The sequence below is a fragment of the Brevundimonas sp. UBA7506 genome (assembly GCF_002479495.1).
Classification (GTDB): Bacteria; Pseudomonadota; Alphaproteobacteria; order Caulobacterales; family Caulobacteraceae; genus Brevundimonas.
Map to the genome: position 1 here is coordinate 161827 of NZ_DLNQ01000015.1, position 17255 is coordinate 179081.

At 66.6% G+C, this 17255-nt stretch carries 20 protein-coding genes; 11 read left to right on the forward strand and 9 right to left on the reverse strand.

The features are described 5' to 3' along the window. Positions 1 to 97: 97 nt before the first annotated feature. Positions 98 to 1144, reverse strand: a complete 1047-nt coding sequence (locus B3K53_RS13335; protein ID WP_292084935.1) for an aspartate-semialdehyde dehydrogenase — start codon at positions 1142 to 1144, stop codon at positions 98 to 100. Positions 1145 to 1302: 158 nt separating this feature from the next. Here B3K53_RS13335 and zapE point away from each other — a divergent pair, with 158 nt between their 5' ends. Next, on the forward strand, positions 1303 to 2433 hold the full coding sequence (gene zapE, locus B3K53_RS13340; RefSeq protein ID WP_292084936.1) for a cell division protein ZapE: 1131 nt from the start codon (positions 1303 to 1305) through the stop codon (positions 2431 to 2433). A 276-nt stretch (positions 2434 to 2709) separates the two neighbouring features. Here zapE and mdh read toward each other — a convergent pair whose 3' ends face one another. Both mdh and B3K53_RS13350 read right to left on the reverse strand, forming a co-directional pair. Then, a complete protein-coding gene (gene mdh, locus B3K53_RS13345) occupies positions 2710 to 3672 on the reverse strand; it encodes a malate dehydrogenase (protein ID WP_292084937.1) in 963 nt (320 codons plus the stop codon). 102 nt (positions 3673 to 3774) lie between these two features. Then, positions 3775 to 4545: a class I SAM-dependent methyltransferase gene (locus B3K53_RS13350; protein ID WP_292084938.1), complete on the reverse strand. Its 771-nt coding sequence runs from the start codon at positions 4543 to 4545 to the stop codon at positions 3775 to 3777. A 112-nt stretch (positions 4546 to 4657) separates the two neighbouring features. On the opposite strand from B3K53_RS13350, the gene B3K53_RS13355 reads away from it, so the two are divergent. The 7 genes from B3K53_RS13355 to B3K53_RS13385 all read left to right on the forward strand — a co-directional run bounded on the left by B3K53_RS13355 (position 4658) and on the right by B3K53_RS13385 (position 9888). Further along, on the forward strand, positions 4658 to 5086 hold the full coding sequence (locus tag B3K53_RS13355) for an HIT domain-containing protein (RefSeq protein WP_292084939.1): 429 nt from the start codon (positions 4658 to 4660) through the stop codon (positions 5084 to 5086). A gap of 125 nt (positions 5087 to 5211) precedes the next feature. After that, positions 5212 to 5664 (forward strand): succinate dehydrogenase, cytochrome b556 subunit, encoded by a 453-nt coding sequence (sdhC, locus tag B3K53_RS13360; RefSeq protein WP_414632907.1) that lies wholly within the window; start codon positions 5212 to 5214, stop codon positions 5662 to 5664. Next, positions 5661 to 6059, forward strand: a complete 399-nt coding sequence (locus B3K53_RS13365; protein WP_292084940.1) for a succinate dehydrogenase, hydrophobic membrane anchor protein — start codon at positions 5661 to 5663, stop codon at positions 6057 to 6059. Before sdhC ends, B3K53_RS13365 begins: the two co-directional genes overlap by 4 nt. Before the next feature lie 7 nt (positions 6060 to 6066). Beyond that, a complete protein-coding gene (gene sdhA / locus B3K53_RS13370) occupies positions 6067 to 7851 on the forward strand; it encodes a succinate dehydrogenase flavoprotein subunit (protein ID WP_292084942.1) in 1785 nt (594 codons plus the stop codon). Positions 7852 to 7863: 12 nt separating this feature from the next. Beyond that, on the forward strand, positions 7864 to 8661 hold the full coding sequence (locus tag B3K53_RS13375; protein ID WP_292084944.1) for a succinate dehydrogenase iron-sulfur subunit: 798 nt from the start codon (positions 7864 to 7866) through the stop codon (positions 8659 to 8661). A gap of 113 nt (positions 8662 to 8774) precedes the next feature. Further along, the gene (locus B3K53_RS13380) at positions 8775 to 9095 is read left to right on the forward strand and encodes a 2Fe-2S iron-sulfur cluster-binding protein (RefSeq protein ID WP_292084945.1); all 321 of its coding nucleotides are present in this window, start codon (positions 8775 to 8777) and stop codon (positions 9093 to 9095) included. A gap of 1 nt (position 9096) precedes the next feature. Continuing rightward, positions 9097 to 9888: a kinase gene (locus tag B3K53_RS13385; protein WP_292084947.1), complete on the forward strand. Its 792-nt coding sequence runs from the start codon at positions 9097 to 9099 to the stop codon at positions 9886 to 9888. A gap of 73 nt (positions 9889 to 9961) precedes the next feature. Here B3K53_RS13385 and groL read toward each other — a convergent pair whose 3' ends face one another. Next, a complete protein-coding gene (groL, locus tag B3K53_RS13390) occupies positions 9962 to 11608 on the reverse strand; it encodes a chaperonin GroEL (protein WP_292084948.1) in 1647 nt (548 codons plus the stop codon). A gap of 112 nt (positions 11609 to 11720) precedes the next feature. Beyond that, positions 11721 to 12008 carry a co-chaperone GroES gene (gene groES / locus B3K53_RS13395; protein WP_003167913.1) on the reverse strand — a complete coding sequence of 96 codons (288 nt, stop codon included), beginning with the start codon at positions 12006 to 12008 and terminating at the stop codon, positions 11721 to 11723. Positions 12009 to 12272: 264 nt separating this feature from the next. Between groES and B3K53_RS13400 the strand changes: the two genes are divergently transcribed. Together B3K53_RS13400 and B3K53_RS13405 are read left to right on the forward strand one after the other, a co-directional pair. Next, on the forward strand, positions 12273 to 12719 hold the full coding sequence (locus B3K53_RS13400; RefSeq protein ID WP_292084950.1) for a DUF2141 domain-containing protein: 447 nt from the start codon (positions 12273 to 12275) through the stop codon (positions 12717 to 12719). Between the two features lie 155 nt (positions 12720 to 12874). Continuing rightward, positions 12875 to 13333, forward strand: a complete 459-nt coding sequence (locus tag B3K53_RS13405; protein WP_292084951.1) for a hypothetical protein — start codon at positions 12875 to 12877, stop codon at positions 13331 to 13333. Between the two features lie 61 nt (positions 13334 to 13394). Here the strand turns inward: B3K53_RS13405 and B3K53_RS13410 are convergent, their stop codons facing one another. Genes B3K53_RS13410 through pgi form a run of 3 tightly spaced genes read right to left on the reverse strand, consistent with a single transcriptional unit; the run spans position 13395 to position 15829 of the window. After that, a complete protein-coding gene (locus B3K53_RS13410) occupies positions 13395 to 13793 on the reverse strand; it encodes a hypothetical protein (protein ID WP_292084952.1) in 399 nt (132 codons plus the stop codon). A gap of 57 nt (positions 13794 to 13850) precedes the next feature. After that, positions 13851 to 14228 (reverse strand): DUF4260 domain-containing protein, encoded by a 378-nt coding sequence (locus B3K53_RS13415; RefSeq protein ID WP_292084953.1) that lies wholly within the window; start codon positions 14226 to 14228, stop codon positions 13851 to 13853. Beyond that, positions 14225 to 15829, reverse strand: a complete 1605-nt coding sequence (gene pgi, locus B3K53_RS13420; protein ID WP_292084954.1) for a glucose-6-phosphate isomerase — start codon at positions 15827 to 15829, stop codon at positions 14225 to 14227. The genes B3K53_RS13415 and pgi overlap by 4 nt, the downstream gene beginning before the upstream one ends. Positions 15830 to 15984: 155 nt before the next feature. On the opposite strand from pgi, the gene B3K53_RS13425 reads away from it, so the two are divergent. Further along, positions 15985 to 16461, forward strand: coding sequence for a hypothetical protein (locus tag B3K53_RS13425; protein ID WP_292084956.1), 477 nt, complete (start codon positions 15985 to 15987; stop codon positions 16459 to 16461). Positions 16462 to 16568: 107 nt separating this feature from the next. On the opposite strand, the gene B3K53_RS13430 is transcribed toward B3K53_RS13425, so the two are convergent. Next, complete coding sequence (locus B3K53_RS13430; RefSeq protein WP_292084958.1) at positions 16569 to 17237, reverse strand: redoxin domain-containing protein; 669 nt, start codon at positions 17235 to 17237, stop codon at positions 16569 to 16571. Positions 17238 to 17255 lie beyond the last annotated feature (18 nt).

Below are 17255 nucleotides of genomic sequence, written 5' to 3' on the forward strand. Positions count from 1 at the left end.
CGGCCTCCGCCGCGCGAACGCGGCGGAGGCTTCAAGAGGATACGAAACGGGCCTCAAGCAGCCCCGCGCCGCGCGCGGGGCGTTAGGCCCCCTTCACTTAGACCGTCAGGCTGCGATAGCCGCTGGACGGGGTGATGACGCCGGTCTCGTCCAGCAACTGGGCGATCTGGACGGCGTTCAGGGCCGCGCCCTTGCGCAGGTTGTCGGACACGACCCAGAACGACAGGCCGTTCTCGACGGTCGGGTCCTTGCGGATGCGACTGACATAGACGGCGTGCTCGCCGGCGGCGTCGACGGGGGTGATGTAGCCGTCGTGCTCCAGCTTATCGATGACCAGGACGCCCGGGGCCTCGCGCAGGATTTCGCGGGCCTCGTCCGGCTCGATCGGGCGATCGAACTCGACCGTCACGGCTTCGGAGTGGCCGACGAAGACCGGCACGCGGACGCAGGTCACGGTCAGCTTGATCGAGGGGTCGATCATCTTGTGGGTCTCGTCCCACATCTTGGCTTCCTCGTCGGTGTAGCCGTCGTCGCGGAAGGAGCCGATGTAGGGGATGACGTTGAAGGCGATCTGCTTGGGGAACTTTTTGGGCGTGGCGTCGCCCAGGCCGTAGATGGCCTTGGTCTGGTTCCACAGCTCGTCCATGCCTTCCTTGCCGGCGCCCGACACGGATTGATAGGTCGAGACGACGACGCGCTTGGCCTTGGCCGCGTCATGCAGAGGCTTGAGCGCCACGACCAGCTGGGCCGTCGAGCAGTTGGGGTTGGCGACGATGTTCTTCTTGCGCGCCAGCTTGACCGCGTCGGGGTTCACTTCCGGCACGATCAGCGGCACCTCGTCGTCCATGCGGAAGGCCGAGGAGTTGTCGATGACGATGGGACCGGCCTTGCCGATCTTTTCCGACCAGGCCTTGGACACCGTGCCGCCGGCGCTCATCAGAACGACGTCCACGGTCGAGAAGTCGAACTGCTCCAGGTCCTCGCACTTCAGCGTCTTGTCGCCGAAGGCCACCTCGACGCCCTTGGATTTTCGCGAGGCGATCGCATGCATTTTATCGACCGGGAAGTTCAGCTCCTCGATGATGTTCAGCATTTCCCGGCCGACATTGCCGGTGGCGCCAACGATGGCGACGCGATAGCCCATGATGAAAATATCCTTGTAAGGGCGTTGGGGAGAAAAGCGGTTCTGCATTTGGGTCTTTCGCAGGCGCGAAGCAACCGGTTTTCGCCAAATTGCCGCTTCAGAAGGCATGAAACCGCTCCGCCTTCCCTGATCCGCCCCTTGGGGCTATGCCGCTGACCATGACCTCCCGTATCCGAAACGCCTACGACATCCGCGTCGAAGAGGGCGTCATCGCCCCCGATCCGAAGCAGCTGGAGTTGCTGACCGCGCTGGAACGTCTGGAGGCGGACCTGGCGAAAAAGGGCCTGTTCGGCCGCCCGCCCGAAGTGAAAGGCATCTACATCTGGGGCCCGCCGGGACGCGGCAAGTCGATGCTGATGGACCTCTTCTATTCGGCCACGCCCGAGCAGAAGAAGGTGCGCGCCCACTTCCACGCCTTCATGGCCCGCATCCACGATCTGGTGAAGCAGTGGCGTGAGGGCGACAGCCGCACCCGCAAGGCCGTGTTCGGGACCAGCAAGGGCGACGATCCCATCCCGCCGATCGCGGCCCTGATCGCGTCGGAGGCGCGGCTGCTGTGCTTTGACGAACTGCAGGTCACCGACATCGCCGACGCCATGATCCTGGGCCGACTGTTCGAGGCCCTGTTCGAGAAGCGGGTGGTCCTGGCCGTGACCTCGAACCGCGCGCCGGAGGACCTCTACAAGAACGGCATCAACCGCCAGCTCTTCCTGCCCTTTATCGACATCCTCCGCGAGCGCTGCGAGATGGTGGAGACGGCCGGGGCGCGCGACTTCCGCCTGGATCGCATGGCCGGGGCGAAGGTCTGGTTCGCGCCGCTGGACGAGACGGCGCGGACGGGGTTCGAGACCCTGTGGTCGGATCTCAAGGGCGGCGAGCCGGAAGAGCCGGTCGCCCTGCCGGTGCTGGGGCGTCAGGTCCGGGTGCAACGCACCGTCGGCGGCATGGCGCGCGCCACTTTTAACGAGTTGTGCGGGTCGCCGCTGGGGCCGCAGGACTATCTGGCGATCGCCCGGCGTTTCCACACCCTGTTCCTGTCCGACGTGCCGACCCTCAGCCCGGCCAACCACCACGAGGCGCGGCGTCTGGTGACCCTGATCGACGCCCTCTACGAGGCCAAGACGCGGCTGGTGGTGTTGGCCGAAGCTGAGCCCGAAGCCCTCTATGCCGAGGGCGTCGGCGCCTTCGAGTTCGAACGCACGGTGTCGCGCCTGAACGAGATGCGCAGCGCCTCGTGGCTGGAACAGAGGGGCGATAACGACGAGGCGCCAGAGCCGGTTCACGCCTGAAACTAGCCCCCTCCCCGCCGTCATCCTCGGGCTTGACCCGAGGATCGAGCGTTCAGCGGGCAGGCCGTCGAAGGGATGCGGCGCCCGGCGCGGATCATCGTCCCACGTCGCGCACACGACGGCCCGATCCTCGGGTCAAGCCCGAGGATGACGGTGGGGGTATCGGCATTGGGTGTGGCGCATGAAAAAGGGGCCGCGCCTTCCGGCACGACCCCTTCTTCAAACTAGCGACGGGCGCTCAAGCAGTGAGCGACCGCGTCGCGAACGATAGCGCTCTTAAGCGAGGGAGCTATCGATGTCCTTACAGGCCTGGATCAGGCCGTTCACCGACTCGACCGACTTGGCGAACATGGCCTTTTCGTCGTCGTTGGTGGTGAACTCGACGATCTTCTCGACGCCGTTCGCGCCGATCAGGGCCGGGACGCCGACGTAGAGGTCCGACAGGCCGTACTCGCCCGACAGCCAGACGGCGCAGGGCAGGACGCGCTTCTGGTCCAGCAGGTAGGACTTGGCCATCGCAATCGCGCTTTCGGCCGGGGCGTAGAAGGCCGAGCCGGTTTTCAGCAGGGCCACGATCTCGCCGCCGCCCTTGCGGGTGCGCTCGACGATGGCGTCCAGATCAGCTTGCGACAGGAAGCCAGCGGCGACGGCGTCCGGCAGCGGCAGGCCGCCGACCGTCGAGTGACGCACCATCGGCACCATGTCGTCGCCGTGACCGCCCAGGGTCCAGGCGTGGATGTCCTGCACCGAGACGCCGGTCTTTTCCGCCAGGAAGTAGGCGAAGCGCGCCGAGTCCAGCACGCCGGCCATGCCGACGACCTTCTCCTTGGGCAGGCCCGAGAACTTCTGCAGGGCCCAGACCATGGCGTCGAGCGGGTTGGTGATGCAGATGACGAAGGCGTTGGGGGCGTGGGCCTTGATGCCCTCGCCGACGGCCTTCATGACCTTCAGGTTGATGCCGATCAGGTCGTCGCGGCTCATGCCCGGCTTGCGCGGCACGCCGGCCGTGACGATGCAGACGTCGGCGCCCGCGATGTCGGCGTAGTCGTTGGCGCCCTTCAGGGCCACGTCCTGACCGAAGACCGCCGAGGCCTCGGCGATGTCAAGGGCTTTGCCTTGCGGCGTGCCTTCGGCGATGTCGAACAGGATGACGTCGCCCAGCGCTTCGCGCGCGGCCACGTGGGCCAGGGTTCCGCCGATCATTCCGGCGCCGATAAGGGCGATCTTCGCGCGAGCCATATGGGGTCTCCAGGTTTGCTGCGGGTGCGAACTTAGGCGGCGGTCTAGACCCCGGAATGGCGCGAAGCAAGTGGCGCGCCCGGCCTCAGCCAGGCGCGCGTTTTAGTAACATCCCAAGGCTTTGAAACCGCAGAGTTCGACATAGCGCCAGCGATGATGAATCTCATCCCCATGCTCGCGCTCGATAAATTCGCGGACGGCAGCGAGGACTGCGGCGTGCTCCGAGAAGGTCGTCAGGAACAGCTTGTTCTCAAAGATCATGAAGGGGGCGAGACGCCGATTCAGGGTCTTCATGTATTCGAAGAAGCCCTCGGTCACGCCGGGCCAATGGGGACCCAGGAAGTCATCCAGGAGAACGAAGCCGCCGCCGGCCAGCATCTCCTGCGCGATACACATGTCGTTGAGGACGTGGTGCTTGGTGTGGCCGCCATCGACCGAAAACAGTCGGATTTTTTCGCTGCCCAGGATCTTGCTGGCCGCGCTTGCAGGGATGGACATGCTGTCCCCCTGAATGATGTTCAACTGCGGTCGAATATGAGGGAACAAGGTATCGATGTAGGTGGAAAATTGGCCGAAGTCGCCGTTTCCGCTCCTGTCGACGTTCAGAGACTGATTGTTGAAGATGTCGACCGCGATGCAGCGTTCATCCGGGCGAGCGGCGGCGGCCAGGATGAAGAACAGCTTTCCATGATGAATGCCGATTTCTGCAATATCTCCGCGAATGTCGGCTTGCTCGTGAAACGCATCGCAGAAGCGCACCATGTCGGAAATTCTATTGCCGACCCAGCCATCAACATTGTGGCTGAAAACCGTGTTCGCGGCGGCCGCGATGGCTTCACTCCGGGGACTCATATGATATGCCTGCTTGATCAACTCTCAACGCCAAGTTGTTTCATGCTCAAGTCAATGAGACAAGGCCGCTGCTCCTCGTTCGTTGACCTGTGACACTGACCCCCTATCACAGCGCCGCACGGAAGCCTTTGCCATGTTTGAGCCGTCTTTCCCGTTCAACGCTGATCCCGCCTTCGAGGCCGGGTCCGTCTTCGCCGCCGACTGGCCCCTGTGCCAGGTGCGGCTGCAGGACGACGCCCGCTTTGCCTGGCTGATCCTGCTGCCGCGTGTCGAGGGCGCGGTCGAGCTGGACGACCTGAGCCGCGATCAGCGGGCGGCCCTGATGGAAGAGGTGGTGCGGGCGGGCGAGGTCGTGCGCGCCCTCGCCGAGGCGGCCGGACGGCCCGTGGACAAGCTGAACACGGCGGCTCTGGGCAATGTCACCCGCCAGCTGCATGTCCATGTCGTGGGGCGCCGCCGCGACGACGGTCTGTGGCCCGACCCCATCTGGGGCCGCCCCGGCGCCGTGCGTCGGTCCGAGGACGATTTGGCGGCGTTGTTGCGAGCGATTCGCGAGGCCTGATCAGGAAATTGCGATCCGCAGCGCTTATCCGGTCCGGTTCGTTGACACCCGGCCTTTGCGGTCACTAAAGCCTATCGCACTGCAACCGGACCTGTTTTTCCACAGGTTTTTTGAGAACCATTCGCATGTCGAACCTTCCCCAGGGTGCGGGCGACCCCACTGGCCGCTACGTCCGCCATCCCAATGGCCATGTGGCGCCGATGTCGCCCTTCACCGACGTCTGGCGGTGGCACGTGACCATGACGGCCTCCATCCTGTTCCGCGTCACCATCGGCGCGGCCACCGTCGGCGCCGTCCTGCTGCTGGCCTGGGTCGCGGCGGTCGCCGCTGGACCTGAAGCCTACGCCAAGGTTCTGGCCTGCTCGGCCTCGCCCTTCGGTCTCTTCATCTGGTTCGGCCTGTCGCTGGTGGTCTTCTCCTTCCTGCTGAACGGCGCCCGCCACCTGATCAACGACGCCGGCAAGGGCCTTGATCTGAAGTCCGCCAATCTGATGGCCAACATCGCGGTCTGGGGCCCCCTGGTCCTGACCGTCCTGTTCTGGGTCGTCCTGTTCGCCGCCGGAAAGGTTTCGCTGTGAGCGCCGCCCCCAAGTTCAAGAACAATGTGAAGATCTCCGAGCGCCACGGCGCCGGTGAATGGAAGATCGAGAAGCTGGCCCTTCTGGCCCTGATGCCGCTGGGCCTGTGGGTCCTGTCGTCGGGCTTCACCCTGGCCGGCGCCGGCTATGAGGCCGTGGTCGCCTGGTTCGGCAACGCCCTGAACACTGGCCTGCTGGCCGTGACGGCCATCGTCTTCTTCCTGTTCGCCAGCCTGGCCTGGAAGGTGATCATCGAGGACTACGTCCCGACGCCCTCGGCCCGGACGACCCTGATCAACCTGTCGAACCTCGTCTTCCTCGTGCTGGCTGCCGCCAGCATCTTCTTCATCGTGCGTGTGGCGATGGGCTCCGCCCCGCTGCCCGCCGGAGTCTGATCCCGTCATGGCTGCTTACGAGCTTATCGATCACGAATACGACGTCGTCGTCGTCGGCGCGGGCGGTTCGGGCCTGCGCGCGGCCCTCGGCGCCGCCCAGCAGGGCCTGAAGGTCGCCTGCGTCACCAAGGTCTTCCCCACCCGCTCGCACACTGTCGCGGCGCAGGGCGGCATCTCGGCCTCGCTGGGCAATATGGGCGAGGACAGCTGGCAATGGCACATGTACGACACCGTCAAGGGGTCGGACTGGCTGGGCGACCAGGACGCTATCGAATACCTGGTCCGTAACGCGCCCAAGGCCGTCTACGAGCTGGAACACTGGGGCGTGCCCTTCAGCCGCACCGAAGAAGGCAAGATCTATCAGCGCGCCTTCGGCGGCATGACCCGCAACTTCGGCGAAGGCCCTGTGCAGCGCACCTGCGCCGCCGCCGACCGCACCGGTCACGCCATCCTGCACACCCTGTACGGCCAGTCGGTTCGTCGCGAAGTGAAGTTCTTCGTCGAATACTTCGCCCTGGACCTGATCATGCAGGACGGCGCCTGCACCGGCGTCACCGCGCTTCAGCTCGACACCGGCCAGATGCACCAGTTCCGCGCCAAGATGGTGGTGCTGGCGACCGGCGGCTACGGCCGCGCCTACTTCTCGGCCACCTCGGCCCACACCTGCACCGGCGACGGCAACGCCATGGTGCTGCGCGCCGGCCTGCCGCTGCAGGACATGGAGTTCGTGCAGTTCCACCCGACCGGCATCTATGGCGCCGGCTGCCTCATCACCGAAGGCGCCCGCGGTGAGGGCGGCTACCTGACCAACTCGGAAGGCGAGCGCTTCATGGAGCGCTATGCGCCAACCGTGAAGGACCTGGCCCCGCGCGACATGGTTTCGCGCTCCATGACCATCGAAATCCGCGAAGGTCGCGGCGTGGGTCCGAACAAGGACCACATCTTCCTGCACCTGGACCACCTGGATCCCAAGATCCTGCACCAGCGCCTGCCGGGCATTTCTGAGTCGGCCAAGATCTTCGCCGGCGTCGACGTGACCAAGGAGCCGATCCCGGTCCTGCCGACCGTCCACTACAATATGGGCGGCATCCCGACCAACTATCACGGCGAGGTGCTGACGCTGCGCGACGGCAACCCCGACAGCGTGGTTCCGGGCCTGATGGCCGTGGGCGAAGCCGCCTGCGTCTCGGTGCACGGCGCCAACCGTCTGGGCTCCAACTCCCTGACCGACCTGGTGGTGTTCGGCCGCGCCGTCGGCCTGCGCTGCGGTGAAGTGGTGGACAAGGCCTCGGCCGTGCCCTCGGCCTCCAAGGCCCAGACCGACGAGCATCTGGCCCGCCTGGACCGCTTCCGCAACGCCTCGGGTTCGACCCCGACCGCCAAGCTGCGCCTCGAGATGCAGCGCGCCATGCAGTCGGACGCCGCCGTCTTCCGCACCGGCAAGACCCTGGATGAAGGCGTCCAGAAGCTGCGCTCGATCGACGCCGCTGGCGCCGACATCAAGACCACGGATCGCGGCCTGATCTGGAACACGGATCTGATGGAGACACTGGAGTACGATAACCTGATCGCTCAGGCTTTGGTCACCATCGAAGGCGCGGCCAACCGCACGGAATCGCGCGGCGCCCACGCCCGCGAGGACTATCCGGACCGCGACGACGTCAACTGGATGAAGCACACCCTGGCCTGGAAGCGTCCGGGCGAAGGCGTCCAGATCGACTACCGTCCGGTGCACAAGTACACGATGACCGACGACGTCTCGTACATCGAGCCCAAGGCTCGGGTTTACTAAGGGAGCAGGCAGATGGTTCAACTCACCCTCCCGCGCGGCTCCAAGCCCACGACCGGCAAGGTCCACAAGGCCCCGGCCGGCGCCAAGAACGTCAAGACCTACAAGGTCTATCGTTATGACCCGGAAACGGATTCCGATCCGCGCTGGGACGTTTACGAGGTCTCGTCCGACGATCACGGCCCCATGCTTCTGGACGCCCTGATCCACATCAAGAACGAGATCGACCCGACCCTGTCCTTCCGTCGCTCGTGCCGTGAAGGCATCTGCGGCTCGTGCTCGATGAACATCGACGGTCGCAACACCCTGGCCTGCACCAAGGGCATGGACGAGTGCTCGTCGCACAACATCACCATCGCCCCCCTGCCCCACCAGCCGGTGGTCAAGGACCTGGTGACGGACCTGAGCCTCTTCTACGCTCAGTACGACTCGATCCAGCCCTACCTCCAGTCCGACCAGCCGGACCCGGAGACGGAGCGCCTGCAGTCGCCGGCCGACCGCGAGAAGCTGGACGGTCTGTACGAGTGCATCCTTTGCGCCTGCTGCTCGACCTCCTGCCCCAGTTACTGGTGGAACCAGGAAGAATACCTCGGCCCGGCGGCCCTGCTGCAGTCCTACCGCTGGATCTCGGACAGCCGCGACGACGCGACCCAGAAGCGCCTCGACGACCTCGAGGATCCCTTCAAGCTGTATCGCTGCCACACGATCATGAACTGCGCCCAGGTCTGCCCCAAGGGGCTGAACCCGGCCAAGGCGATCGCCGAGACCAAGAAGCTGATGGTCGCGCCGAGCCGCAAGCGCGCGGCGGCCTAAGCCTTCCGGCTCATCCAACCGAACAGCCCCCGGCGCCGTCAGGCTCCGGGGGTTTTTCATGCCCGCCGTCCGCCGGGGCTTGCCTCCGGCGCAGGCGAGGCTAAGACGCCTGCATGGCCAAGATCACCTACATCGAGCACGACGGCACCGAGCACACGGTCGAGGTCAAGAACGGCCTGTCCGTCATGGAAGGCGCGATCCGCAACAATGTGCCGGGCATCGACGCCGACTGCGGCGGGGCCTGCGCCTGCGCCACCTGCCACGTCTATGTGGACGAGACCTTCGCCTCGGAGACGGGCCGCCCTTCGGCCATGGAGGAGTCCATGCTGGACTTCGCCGAGAACGTCGAGCCGAACAGCCGCCTGTCCTGCCAGATCCGCGTCAGCGACGATCTGGACGGCCTGATCGTGCGCCTGCCGCAAAGCCAGCACTGACATGGTCGACGCCCGGCTGCTGGACGCGGTCGGGGCTTTGATCCACGCCCATGCGCGGTCGGGGCATGTCCCGCTGATCGGGATCGCCGGGGCGCAGGGGTCGGGCAAAACCACCCTGGCCCGCGCCGCCGCCGAACGGTTCGGTGCGGCGCATCTGTCGCTGGACGACGTCTATCTCACCAAGGCCGAGCGCGAGGCCAAGGGCAGGGCGATCCACCCCCTGTTCGCCGTGCGCGGTCCGCCGGGGACGCACGATCTGGTTCTGCTGGAAACGACCGTCGCCGCCCTGCGCGCTGCCGGGCCGGACAGCCGCACGCCCATGCCATCCTTCGACAAGCTGGCCGATGATCGCCGCCCCGAGGCGCAATGGCCTGTGTTCGCGGGGCGCCCGACGGCGGTGCTGGTGGAGGGCTGGTGCCTGGGGGCGGCGGCGCAGGCCGAAGCAGAACTGGCCGAACCCATCAATGCGCTGGAACGCGGGCAGGACGGGCAGGGGGTCTGGCGCCGCGCCGCCAACGCCGAACTGGCCGGACCCTATGCCGAGGTTTTCGCCCGCTTCGACGCCGTCCTGTTCCTGAAGGCGCCATCGTTTGACGCCGTGCTGGACTGGCGCTGCGAACAGGAGGCGGAGTTGCTGGGCCTGCATCCCGGCGACCTGCGGCCCGAACGTCGCGCCGAAGTGGCCGTCTTCATCCAGGCCTTCGAGCGCATCACCCGGCATATGCTGGCGGGCGGGGTGCGAGCGGATGTGGCGATCGCGCTGGACAAGGATCGGCGCCCTTTCTTTTCCTGACCAGAAGGCAAGAAAAAAGGGCGGGACCTTTCGATCCCGCCCTTCTGCAGTCTTAGCCTTGGTTAGCCTGGACTTAGAAGTCCATGCCGCCCATGCCGCCCATGCCGCCCATGTCGGGGGCGCCGCCGGCGCCGCCCTTCTTGGGCGCGTCAGCGATGGCGGCTTCCGTCGTGATCATGATGCCGGCGACCGAGGCGGCCGACTTCAGAGCCGAACGGACGACCTTGGCCGGGTCGATCACGCCCATCTGGACGAGGTCGCCATACTCTTCGGTCTGGGCGTTGAAGCCGAACGAGGCGTCGGTCGAGTCCATGACCTTGCCGACCACGATCGAGCCTTCGACGCCCGAGTTTTCCGAGATCTGACGGATCGGAGCCTGCAGGGCGCGACGGACGATGGCGATGCCGGCGTTCTGATCGGCGTTGGAGCCCTTCAGGTCGACCAGCTTCTTGGAGGCTTGCAGCAGGGCCACGCCGCCGCCCGGGACGATGCCTTCATCGGCAGCGGCGCGGGTTGCGTTCAGGGCGTCGTCGACGCGGTCCTTCTTTTCCTTCACTTCGACTTCGGTCGAACCGCCGACGCGCAGGACGGCGACGCCGCCGGCCAGCTTGGCCAGACGCTCTTGCAGCTTCTCGCGGTCGTAGTCCGAGGTGGTGTCCTCGATCTGACGCTTGATCTGGCCGACGCGAGCCTCGATGCCGTCCTTCTCGCCCGAACCTTCGACGATGGTGGTGTCGTCCTTGGTGATCTGGACCTTCTTGGCCTTGCCGAGCATGTCGAGCGTGACGGTCTCAAGCTTGATGCCGAGGTCTTCCGAGATGACCTGGCCGCCTGTCAGGATGGCGATGTCTTCCAGCATGGCCTTGCGGCGGTCGCCGAAGCCCGGAGCCTTGACGGCGGCGACGCGCAGGCCGCCGCGCAGCTTGTTGACCACCAGGGTGGCCAGGGCTTCGCCTTCGATGTCCTCGGCGATGATCAGCAGGGGACGGCCCGACTGAACCACGGCTTCCAGCACCGGCAGCATGGGCTGCAGCGAGGTCAGCTTCTTCTCGTGGAGCAGGATGAGGGGCTCTTCGAGGGCGACCTCCATCTTGTCGGCGTTGGTGATGAAGTAGGGCGACAGGTAGCCGCGGTCGAACTGCATGCCTTCGACGATGTCGACGGTGGTTTCAGCCGTCTTGGCTTCCTCGACCGTGATGACGCCTTCGTTGCCGACCTTGGCCATGGCCTGGGCGATCAGGGCGCCGATTTCTTCATCGCCGTTGGCCGAGATGGTGCCGACCTGGGCGATTTCGGAGTTGTTGGCGACGGGCTTGGAGATCGACTTGACCTCATCCAGGGCCACGGCGACGGCCTGGTCGATGCCGCGCTTCAGGTCCATCGGGTTCATGCCGGCGGCGACGGCCTTCAGGCCCTCTTGCACGATGGCCTGAGCCAGGACGGTGGCGGTGGTGGTGCCGTCGCCCGCGTTGTCGTTCGCCTTGGAGGCGACTTCGCGGATCATCTGGGCGCCCATGTTCTCGAAGGCGTCTTCCAGCTCGATTTCCTTGGCGACCGAGACGCCGTCCTTGGTCGAGCGCGGGGCGCCGAAGGACTTCTGGATCACGACGTTGCGGCCCTTCGGACCGAGCGTCACCTTGACGGCGTCAGCCAGGACGTTGACGCCCTTCAGCATCTTGTCGCGGGCGTCGGTGTTGAATTTTACGATCTTGGCGGCCATTGCGGGCTGCTCCTGTCTTTATGCGTATGTTCTGGACGATGAGGACGGACGTCGGGTGCTTTATGCCGACGCGAATATCTGAGCCCGGCGCGTTGCGCCGGACCGATTTCGCTTAGGACAGCACGCCCAGGACGTCGGATTCCTTCATGATGATCAGGTCTTCGCCGTCGATCTTCACTTCCGTGCCCGACCACTTGCCGAACAGGATGCGGTCGCCGGCCTTCAGTTCCAGAGCGACGTGCTTGCCGTCTTCGTCACGGACGCCCGGGCCCACGGCGACGACTTCGCCTTCCTGGGGCTTTTCCTTGGCCGTGTCGGGGATGATGATCCCGCCCTTGGTCTTGGATTCTTCTTCCACGCGCTTGACCAGCACGCGATCGCCGAGCGGACGAAACGCCATCGGACTTCTCCCTCTTAAACCCCCGAAGCGGGGCGTTCTGAAATGGTGGGCGGCCCCCTGGCGGTCGCCCCTTTGGCAGCCGACCGTCAAGAGTGCTAACGCATCGGGCAAGTAGGAGGGCGGCTGCGGGGCGTCAAGGCGAGGGCGGCGAAACATCGCCCGATTTCGGCCTGTTGACTCCAAGAACTTTAAATTACAAAGTTCATTGTCTTCGTGAAACCCAAGGGGCCGCCCTGGCTCCGGTCACGAGAGGAGGAGAGAGAAATGCAAGCGGTTCAAAAGGCGGCCCTGGCCGCCGCCCTGTCGTCCCTGGTGCTGGCGGGGGCCGGTTCGGCCCTGGCCGGGGATGTCGTCATCACCGTCACCGGCGTCCAGGCGCGCGGCGGCGACCTGCTGGTCGGACTGCAGACCTCGGCCCAGTTCCTGAAGCACGAGGGCGATCACGGCGAGATCATCAAGTCGCCGGTCGCCGGAACCCGGGTCGTGACCCTGAAGGACGTGCCGCCGGGCGACTATTCCGTCTCGGTCCTGCACGACATGAACGGCGATCAGCAAATGGCCATGGCGAACGGCATGCCCGCCGAGGGCTGGGCCATGTTCCGCGGCGAGACCCTGAGGGCGGCCCCGACCTTTGACCGGGTCAAGTTCACCGTGCCGGCGAGCGGCGACGCGCGGGTCAGCGTGGCCATGCAGTATCCGGCGGGACGCTAACGCCGCGCCGTCGAGGCTCTCGACCTGCGGGTCGGGAGCCCGGTTGGCGATGCTCCAAGATGACTTGAATATGAACGGGACCCCTTGGGGTCGTTCAGCGGGGCCTCTCTAGAAAGGGGACAACGGATCAACCGGCTTTCGAAAGGAGCCCCGACATGAAGACCATTTCCAAGATCGGCGTCGGCGCGATCGCTCTGACGATGCTGGCCACGACCCCCGCCGCCGCCCAGTCCTATCGCGACCGAGATCGCGACAACACCGGCCGTGACGCCGTGCTGGGCGCCGTCGTCGGCGGCGTCGCCGGGGCCATCATCGGCCAGGGCGACGGTCGCTACATCGCCGGCGGCGCCCTGGCGGGCGCCGGTCTGGGCGCGGTGGCCTCGGACAGCGACCGCGACGGCTGCAACTATTATCGCGGCGGCCGCTGCTACCGGAACCAGGGCCACTGGGAGCGCGATCACGGCATCAACAGCCGCGACGGCTACTACAACGGCCGCTATGAGCGGAACGACGGCCGCTACTACCGCGACGGCCGCTACTGGCGAAACCACGGCGAGTGGCGCAGCCACCAGAACCGCCGCGACCGCGACTACCGCTACGACCGCCGCTGGTAGGTTCTGGCGCTGAAACTAAGGAAGGCCCGGCGGCGACGCCGGGCCTTTTTCGTGCCCGGCGTCAGCGGACGCCGATGCTCAAGGTGTAGTTGGCGTGCTCGTCCCGGCGGGCGGCGTTGCGCATCAGATAGACCCGCACGACGTAGTCGCCGTTGGCCGGAAGGCGGCCCGTGAACTGATTGCCAGAGGTCGATCCGATGAACAGGGCCTCGTCCGCACCCTGTCGGGCGATGTTGAAATAGGCCGAGGTGTTGCTGGTCCGCAGCCGCACGCTCAGCGTCTGCCCGCCGCGCGCGCTCAGGACGTAATCGACCGTGTCATAGCCGTGGATGTTGCCGTGCAGGGCGGCGGACGAGCTTCCCCGCGCGAACTGGACTCGCTCGGTGCGTGAATGGTCCTGGGCGACGGCGGGCAGGGCCAGCGCGCCGACAAGGGCGGCGATAAAGAGGGGCTTGAACATCGGGGCTTCCTGATTGAGTCCGGGGAACGACGACGCCGACGCCGGGGTTCCGGTCGCCTAAGCCGCGGCCCGCGCCTTGCCGATCAGGCCCAGGTGGGTGATCCCGAAGCTGTCCGGCGACTTGAGGCCGTAGCCGAGAGCGCGGTCGAAGCCGACGTGGGCCAGCCAGATCAGGGCGAGGGCGACGGGCAGTCCCCCGCCGGTCAGCCCGCCCGTCGCCGCCAGCAACAGCGGCCCGATCAGGCTGTGGGCCAGATTATAGGCCCAGGCGCCGACCCGCGGCCCCGCCAGGTAGCCGAGAAAGGACAGGTCGGGGGTCAGGAAGAGGACGGCGAACAGCAGCCAGCCCTCGCCGAACCGGGCATAGACCAGCACCGAGACGGCCAGCAGGGCCAGACCTTCCAGCCTCTGCCAGAGCGGCGCGACGACGGTCACTTCAGCAGCCGGGTCAGCAAGGCCGCGGTCGAGGGGTCGAGCTCGGGCGAGGGGGACCCCGCCGCCACGTCCTTCAGCACCGCCTTGGCCAGAACCTTGCCCAGTTCGACGCCCCACTGGTCGAAGCTGTTGATGTCCCAGATCACCCCCTCGACGAAGGTCTTGTGCTCGTAAAGCGCGATCAGGGCGCCCAGGGTCTGGGGCGTCAGGCGGTCCATCAGGACGGCGGTCGAGGGCCGGTTGCCGGGGAAGGTCTTGTGCGGGGCCAGGCGGTCGGCCTCGGCTTCGGATGCGCCCGAGGCGATCAGTTCGGCGCGGGCCTGGGTCTCGGTCTTGCCCTGCATCAGGGCCTGGCCCTGGGCCAGGGCGTTGGCCCAGAGCGGGGCCTCCGAGGTCATTCCGTCGGTCGAGGTGACGATGACGAACTCGGCCGGGACCACCTGCGGCCCCTGATGGATCTGCTGGAAGAAGGCGTGCTGGCCGTTGGTGCCCGGCTCGCCGAAGACGACGGGGCAGGTCTGGCGGCCGACAGGCGAGCCGTCGCGGCGCACCCGCTTGCCGTTCGACTCCATCTCCAGCTGCTGCAGGAAGGCCGGCAGGCGGCGCAGGCCGTGGGCGTAGGGGGCCACAGTGCGCGCAGGCCGGTGCAGGCCGTCGACATTGTAGATCTGGGCCAGGGCCAGCAGGACCGGGGCGTTGGCCTCCAACGGCGCCTCGAGGAAGTGCCGGTCCAGTGCGGCGGCGCCGTCGAGGAAGCCCTGGAAGACGTCCCAGCCCAGACCGATGACGCACGACAGGCTGACCGCCGACCACAGGGAATAGCGGCCGCCGACCCAGTCCCGGAAGGCGAAGGTGCGGCCGCAACCGAAGGCGGCGGCCTTTTCCGGGGCGGCGGTGACGCCGATGAAATGCCTGTCCATGCCCTCGGCGGGCAGGGCGGCGGCCAGCCAGGCACGGGCGACCTCGGCGTTGGCCAGGGTCTCCTGGGTGGTGAAGGTCTTGGAGACGACCACGACCAGGGTCGAGGCCGGGTCCAGCCCGGTCAGGGCCTCGGCCATGTCGCGCGAGTCGACGTTGGCGACGAAACGCACCTCGATGGCCGGATCGAGCGGGCGCAGGGCGTCCCAGATCAGGCGCGGCCCCAGGTCCGAGCCGCCGATCCCGATATGGACCACGGCCTTGAAGGGGCGGCCGGCGGCGCCCGTCTCGATGCCGGACCGGACGGCGTGGGCGTAGTCGCGCATCTGGCCGCGCACGGCGTCCACCTCGGCCGAGACCGGCTCGCCCAGGGCGTGGAAGGCCGCCCCGACGGGCGCGCGCAGGGCGGGGTGCAGGACCGCGCGCCCCTCGGTGAAGTTGATGGCCTCGCCGCCGAACATCTCGCCACGGGCCGAAGGGACCTGCGCGGCGCGGGCCAGGGCCAAGGCGGCGTCGAAGCCCGCGCGGGTCCAGCTCTGCTTGGACAGGTCGAGATGCAGGCCGGCGGCGTCCACGGTCAGCCGCGACAGGCGGGCGGGGTCGGCGGCGAACTGATCACTGATGCGGGCGTCGGCGTCGCGGCGCGCCACGGCTTCCAGTTCGGTCCAGGCGGCGTGCGGCATCGACGGCTCCCCCCATCGCCGTCCCGTGGTCTGGTACGGCGTTTGCAAGTCTTTGTTTATGGCTCAGGCCTAGAAGAGTTCAATCAATGGCCCGGTCAACATGGGTTTCCGTGTGGAAATTCTCTCGACCCGGCCGCCAGTGAGAAGGGATGCCCATGTCCTGCGGACTGATCCTCGCCGCCGTGCTGATGCTCAGCGATCCGTCCGTGGCTGAAGCCGCGGCCCAGCCGCCTGTCGCCGCGGACGCGCCGGTTTCGGTGGCGCACGAGCCCCTGTTCGCCGATCTGGTCACGCGCTCGGGGTCGCTGAAAGCCATCGTCGACGGCTGGATCGCCTCCGGCGAGGCTGACGGTCAGGGCTTCTTCGCCGGCGCCGCCTTCACCGGCTTCAAGGCGCAGACGGTCGAACTGGCCGAGCGCGACATGCAGGGCCATCTGGTGCTGAAAGACCGCGGCACGGACAATGATCTGAAATGCATCCTGCGCGGCATCTCGGAAGACATGCCCAAGAAGGTCGCCGCCCTTGAGGCCGCCCCCAACCCCGCCGAGCGCAAGGTCGCGCTGGAGGAACTGGCCTATCTGTTGAACGACAACGTCGAGGTCATCACCTCGCCGCCTAGACCGGCTGTCTGAAAGACAGCAGGTCTAGGCATTAGTTCTGGGGCTATCGCCCTTCGGGCTACTTGAGCCCCATTTTGAAATCCCGCTTCGCAGAGGGGGCGGGGTCTGAGTAACCTTCCTCAGCTTGCGACCGTCTCCGGATACTTGATCGCGCAGCCGTAGGGCTGGGCGAAGGCGGCTTGAACGGGACGGCCGGCCTTGGCGTCGGCCAGGGCGGCGCGGACGAAGTTGTTCGCGCCTTCCAGATCCTCGACCTTGTTGGTCGGCCGGTCGTCGATGCCGCCGACGAAGATCAGCCGGCCTTCGGGATCGATGATGCGCATGTCCGGCGTGGTCTTGGCGTCATAGCGCTTGCCCACCTCGCCGGTCGGATCCAGCAGCAGATGGGTGAAGGCGGCCTTGTGCTTGGCCTTCCAGGCCTTCGCCTCTTCGCCCTCGACGAAGCCCTGGGTTCCGGGAGCGGAGGAGATGATGGTCAGCCAGACCACGCCGTCGGCGGTCGCATCGCGCTGTAGGGCCTGCATGGCGCCGCTGTAGTGCTTCTTCACGAAGGGGCAGCCCTCGTTGGTCCATTCCAGCACCACCGTCTTGCCCTTGAAGTCGGCCAGCGAACGCTGAACGCCCTCGGCGTCGATCAGGGTGAAGGCCGGGGCCATGTCGCCCGGCCCAGCGACGGCGGCGGTTTCGGTTGCGGCGGGCGCGGCCTTGTCGGGCTCGGCGGCGGGCTGCTGCTGGCAGGCGGCGAGCAGGAGAAGCGAGGCGGAAGCGACGGTCAGAATACGGATCATCGGATGGTCTCCTTCAGT

Coding starts and splice junctions, on each gene's coding strand:
- B3K53_RS13405 (WP_292084951.1), top strand. CDS start 12,875: ATGAAGACCATTTCCAAGATCGGCGTCGGCGCGATCGCTCTGACGATG.
- B3K53_RS13385 (WP_292084947.1), top strand. CDS start 9,097: ATGGTCGACGCCCGGCTGCTGGACGCGGTCGGGGCTTTGATCCACGCC.
- groL (WP_292084948.1), bottom strand. CDS start 11,608: ATGGCCGCCAAGATCGTAAAATTCAACACCGACGCCCGCGACAAGATG.
- groES (WP_003167913.1), bottom strand. CDS start 12,008: ATGGCGTTTCGTCCGCTCGGCGATCGCGTGCTGGTCAAGCGCGTGGAA.
- B3K53_RS13335 (WP_292084935.1), bottom strand. CDS start 1,144: ATGGGCTATCGCGTCGCCATCGTTGGCGCCACCGGCAATGTCGGCCGG.
- zapE (WP_292084936.1), top strand. CDS start 1,303: ATGACCTCCCGTATCCGAAACGCCTACGACATCCGCGTCGAAGAGGGC.
- B3K53_RS13400 (WP_292084950.1), top strand. CDS start 12,273: ATGCAAGCGGTTCAAAAGGCGGCCCTGGCCGCCGCCCTGTCGTCCCTG.
- sdhA (WP_292084942.1), top strand. CDS start 6,067: ATGGCTGCTTACGAGCTTATCGATCACGAATACGACGTCGTCGTCGTC.
- pgi (WP_292084954.1), bottom strand. CDS start 15,829: ATGCCGCACGCCGCCTGGACCGAACTGGAAGCCGTGGCGCGCCGCGAC.
- mdh (WP_292084937.1), bottom strand. CDS start 3,672: ATGGCTCGCGCGAAGATCGCCCTTATCGGCGCCGGAATGATCGGCGGA.
- sdhC (WP_414632907.1), top strand. CDS start 5,212: ATGTCGAACCTTCCCCAGGGTGCGGGCGACCCCACTGGCCGCTACGTC.
- B3K53_RS13380 (WP_292084945.1), top strand. CDS start 8,775: ATGGCCAAGATCACCTACATCGAGCACGACGGCACCGAGCACACGGTC.
- B3K53_RS13375 (WP_292084944.1), top strand. CDS start 7,864: ATGGTTCAACTCACCCTCCCGCGCGGCTCCAAGCCCACGACCGGCAAG.
- B3K53_RS13425 (WP_292084956.1), top strand. CDS start 15,985: ATGTCCTGCGGACTGATCCTCGCCGCCGTGCTGATGCTCAGCGATCCG.
- B3K53_RS13430 (WP_292084958.1), bottom strand. CDS start 17,237: ATGATCCGTATTCTGACCGTCGCTTCCGCCTCGCTTCTCCTGCTCGCC.
- B3K53_RS13355 (WP_292084939.1), top strand. CDS start 4,658: ATGTTTGAGCCGTCTTTCCCGTTCAACGCTGATCCCGCCTTCGAGGCC.
- B3K53_RS13410 (WP_292084952.1), bottom strand. CDS start 13,793: ATGTTCAAGCCCCTCTTTATCGCCGCCCTTGTCGGCGCGCTGGCCCTG.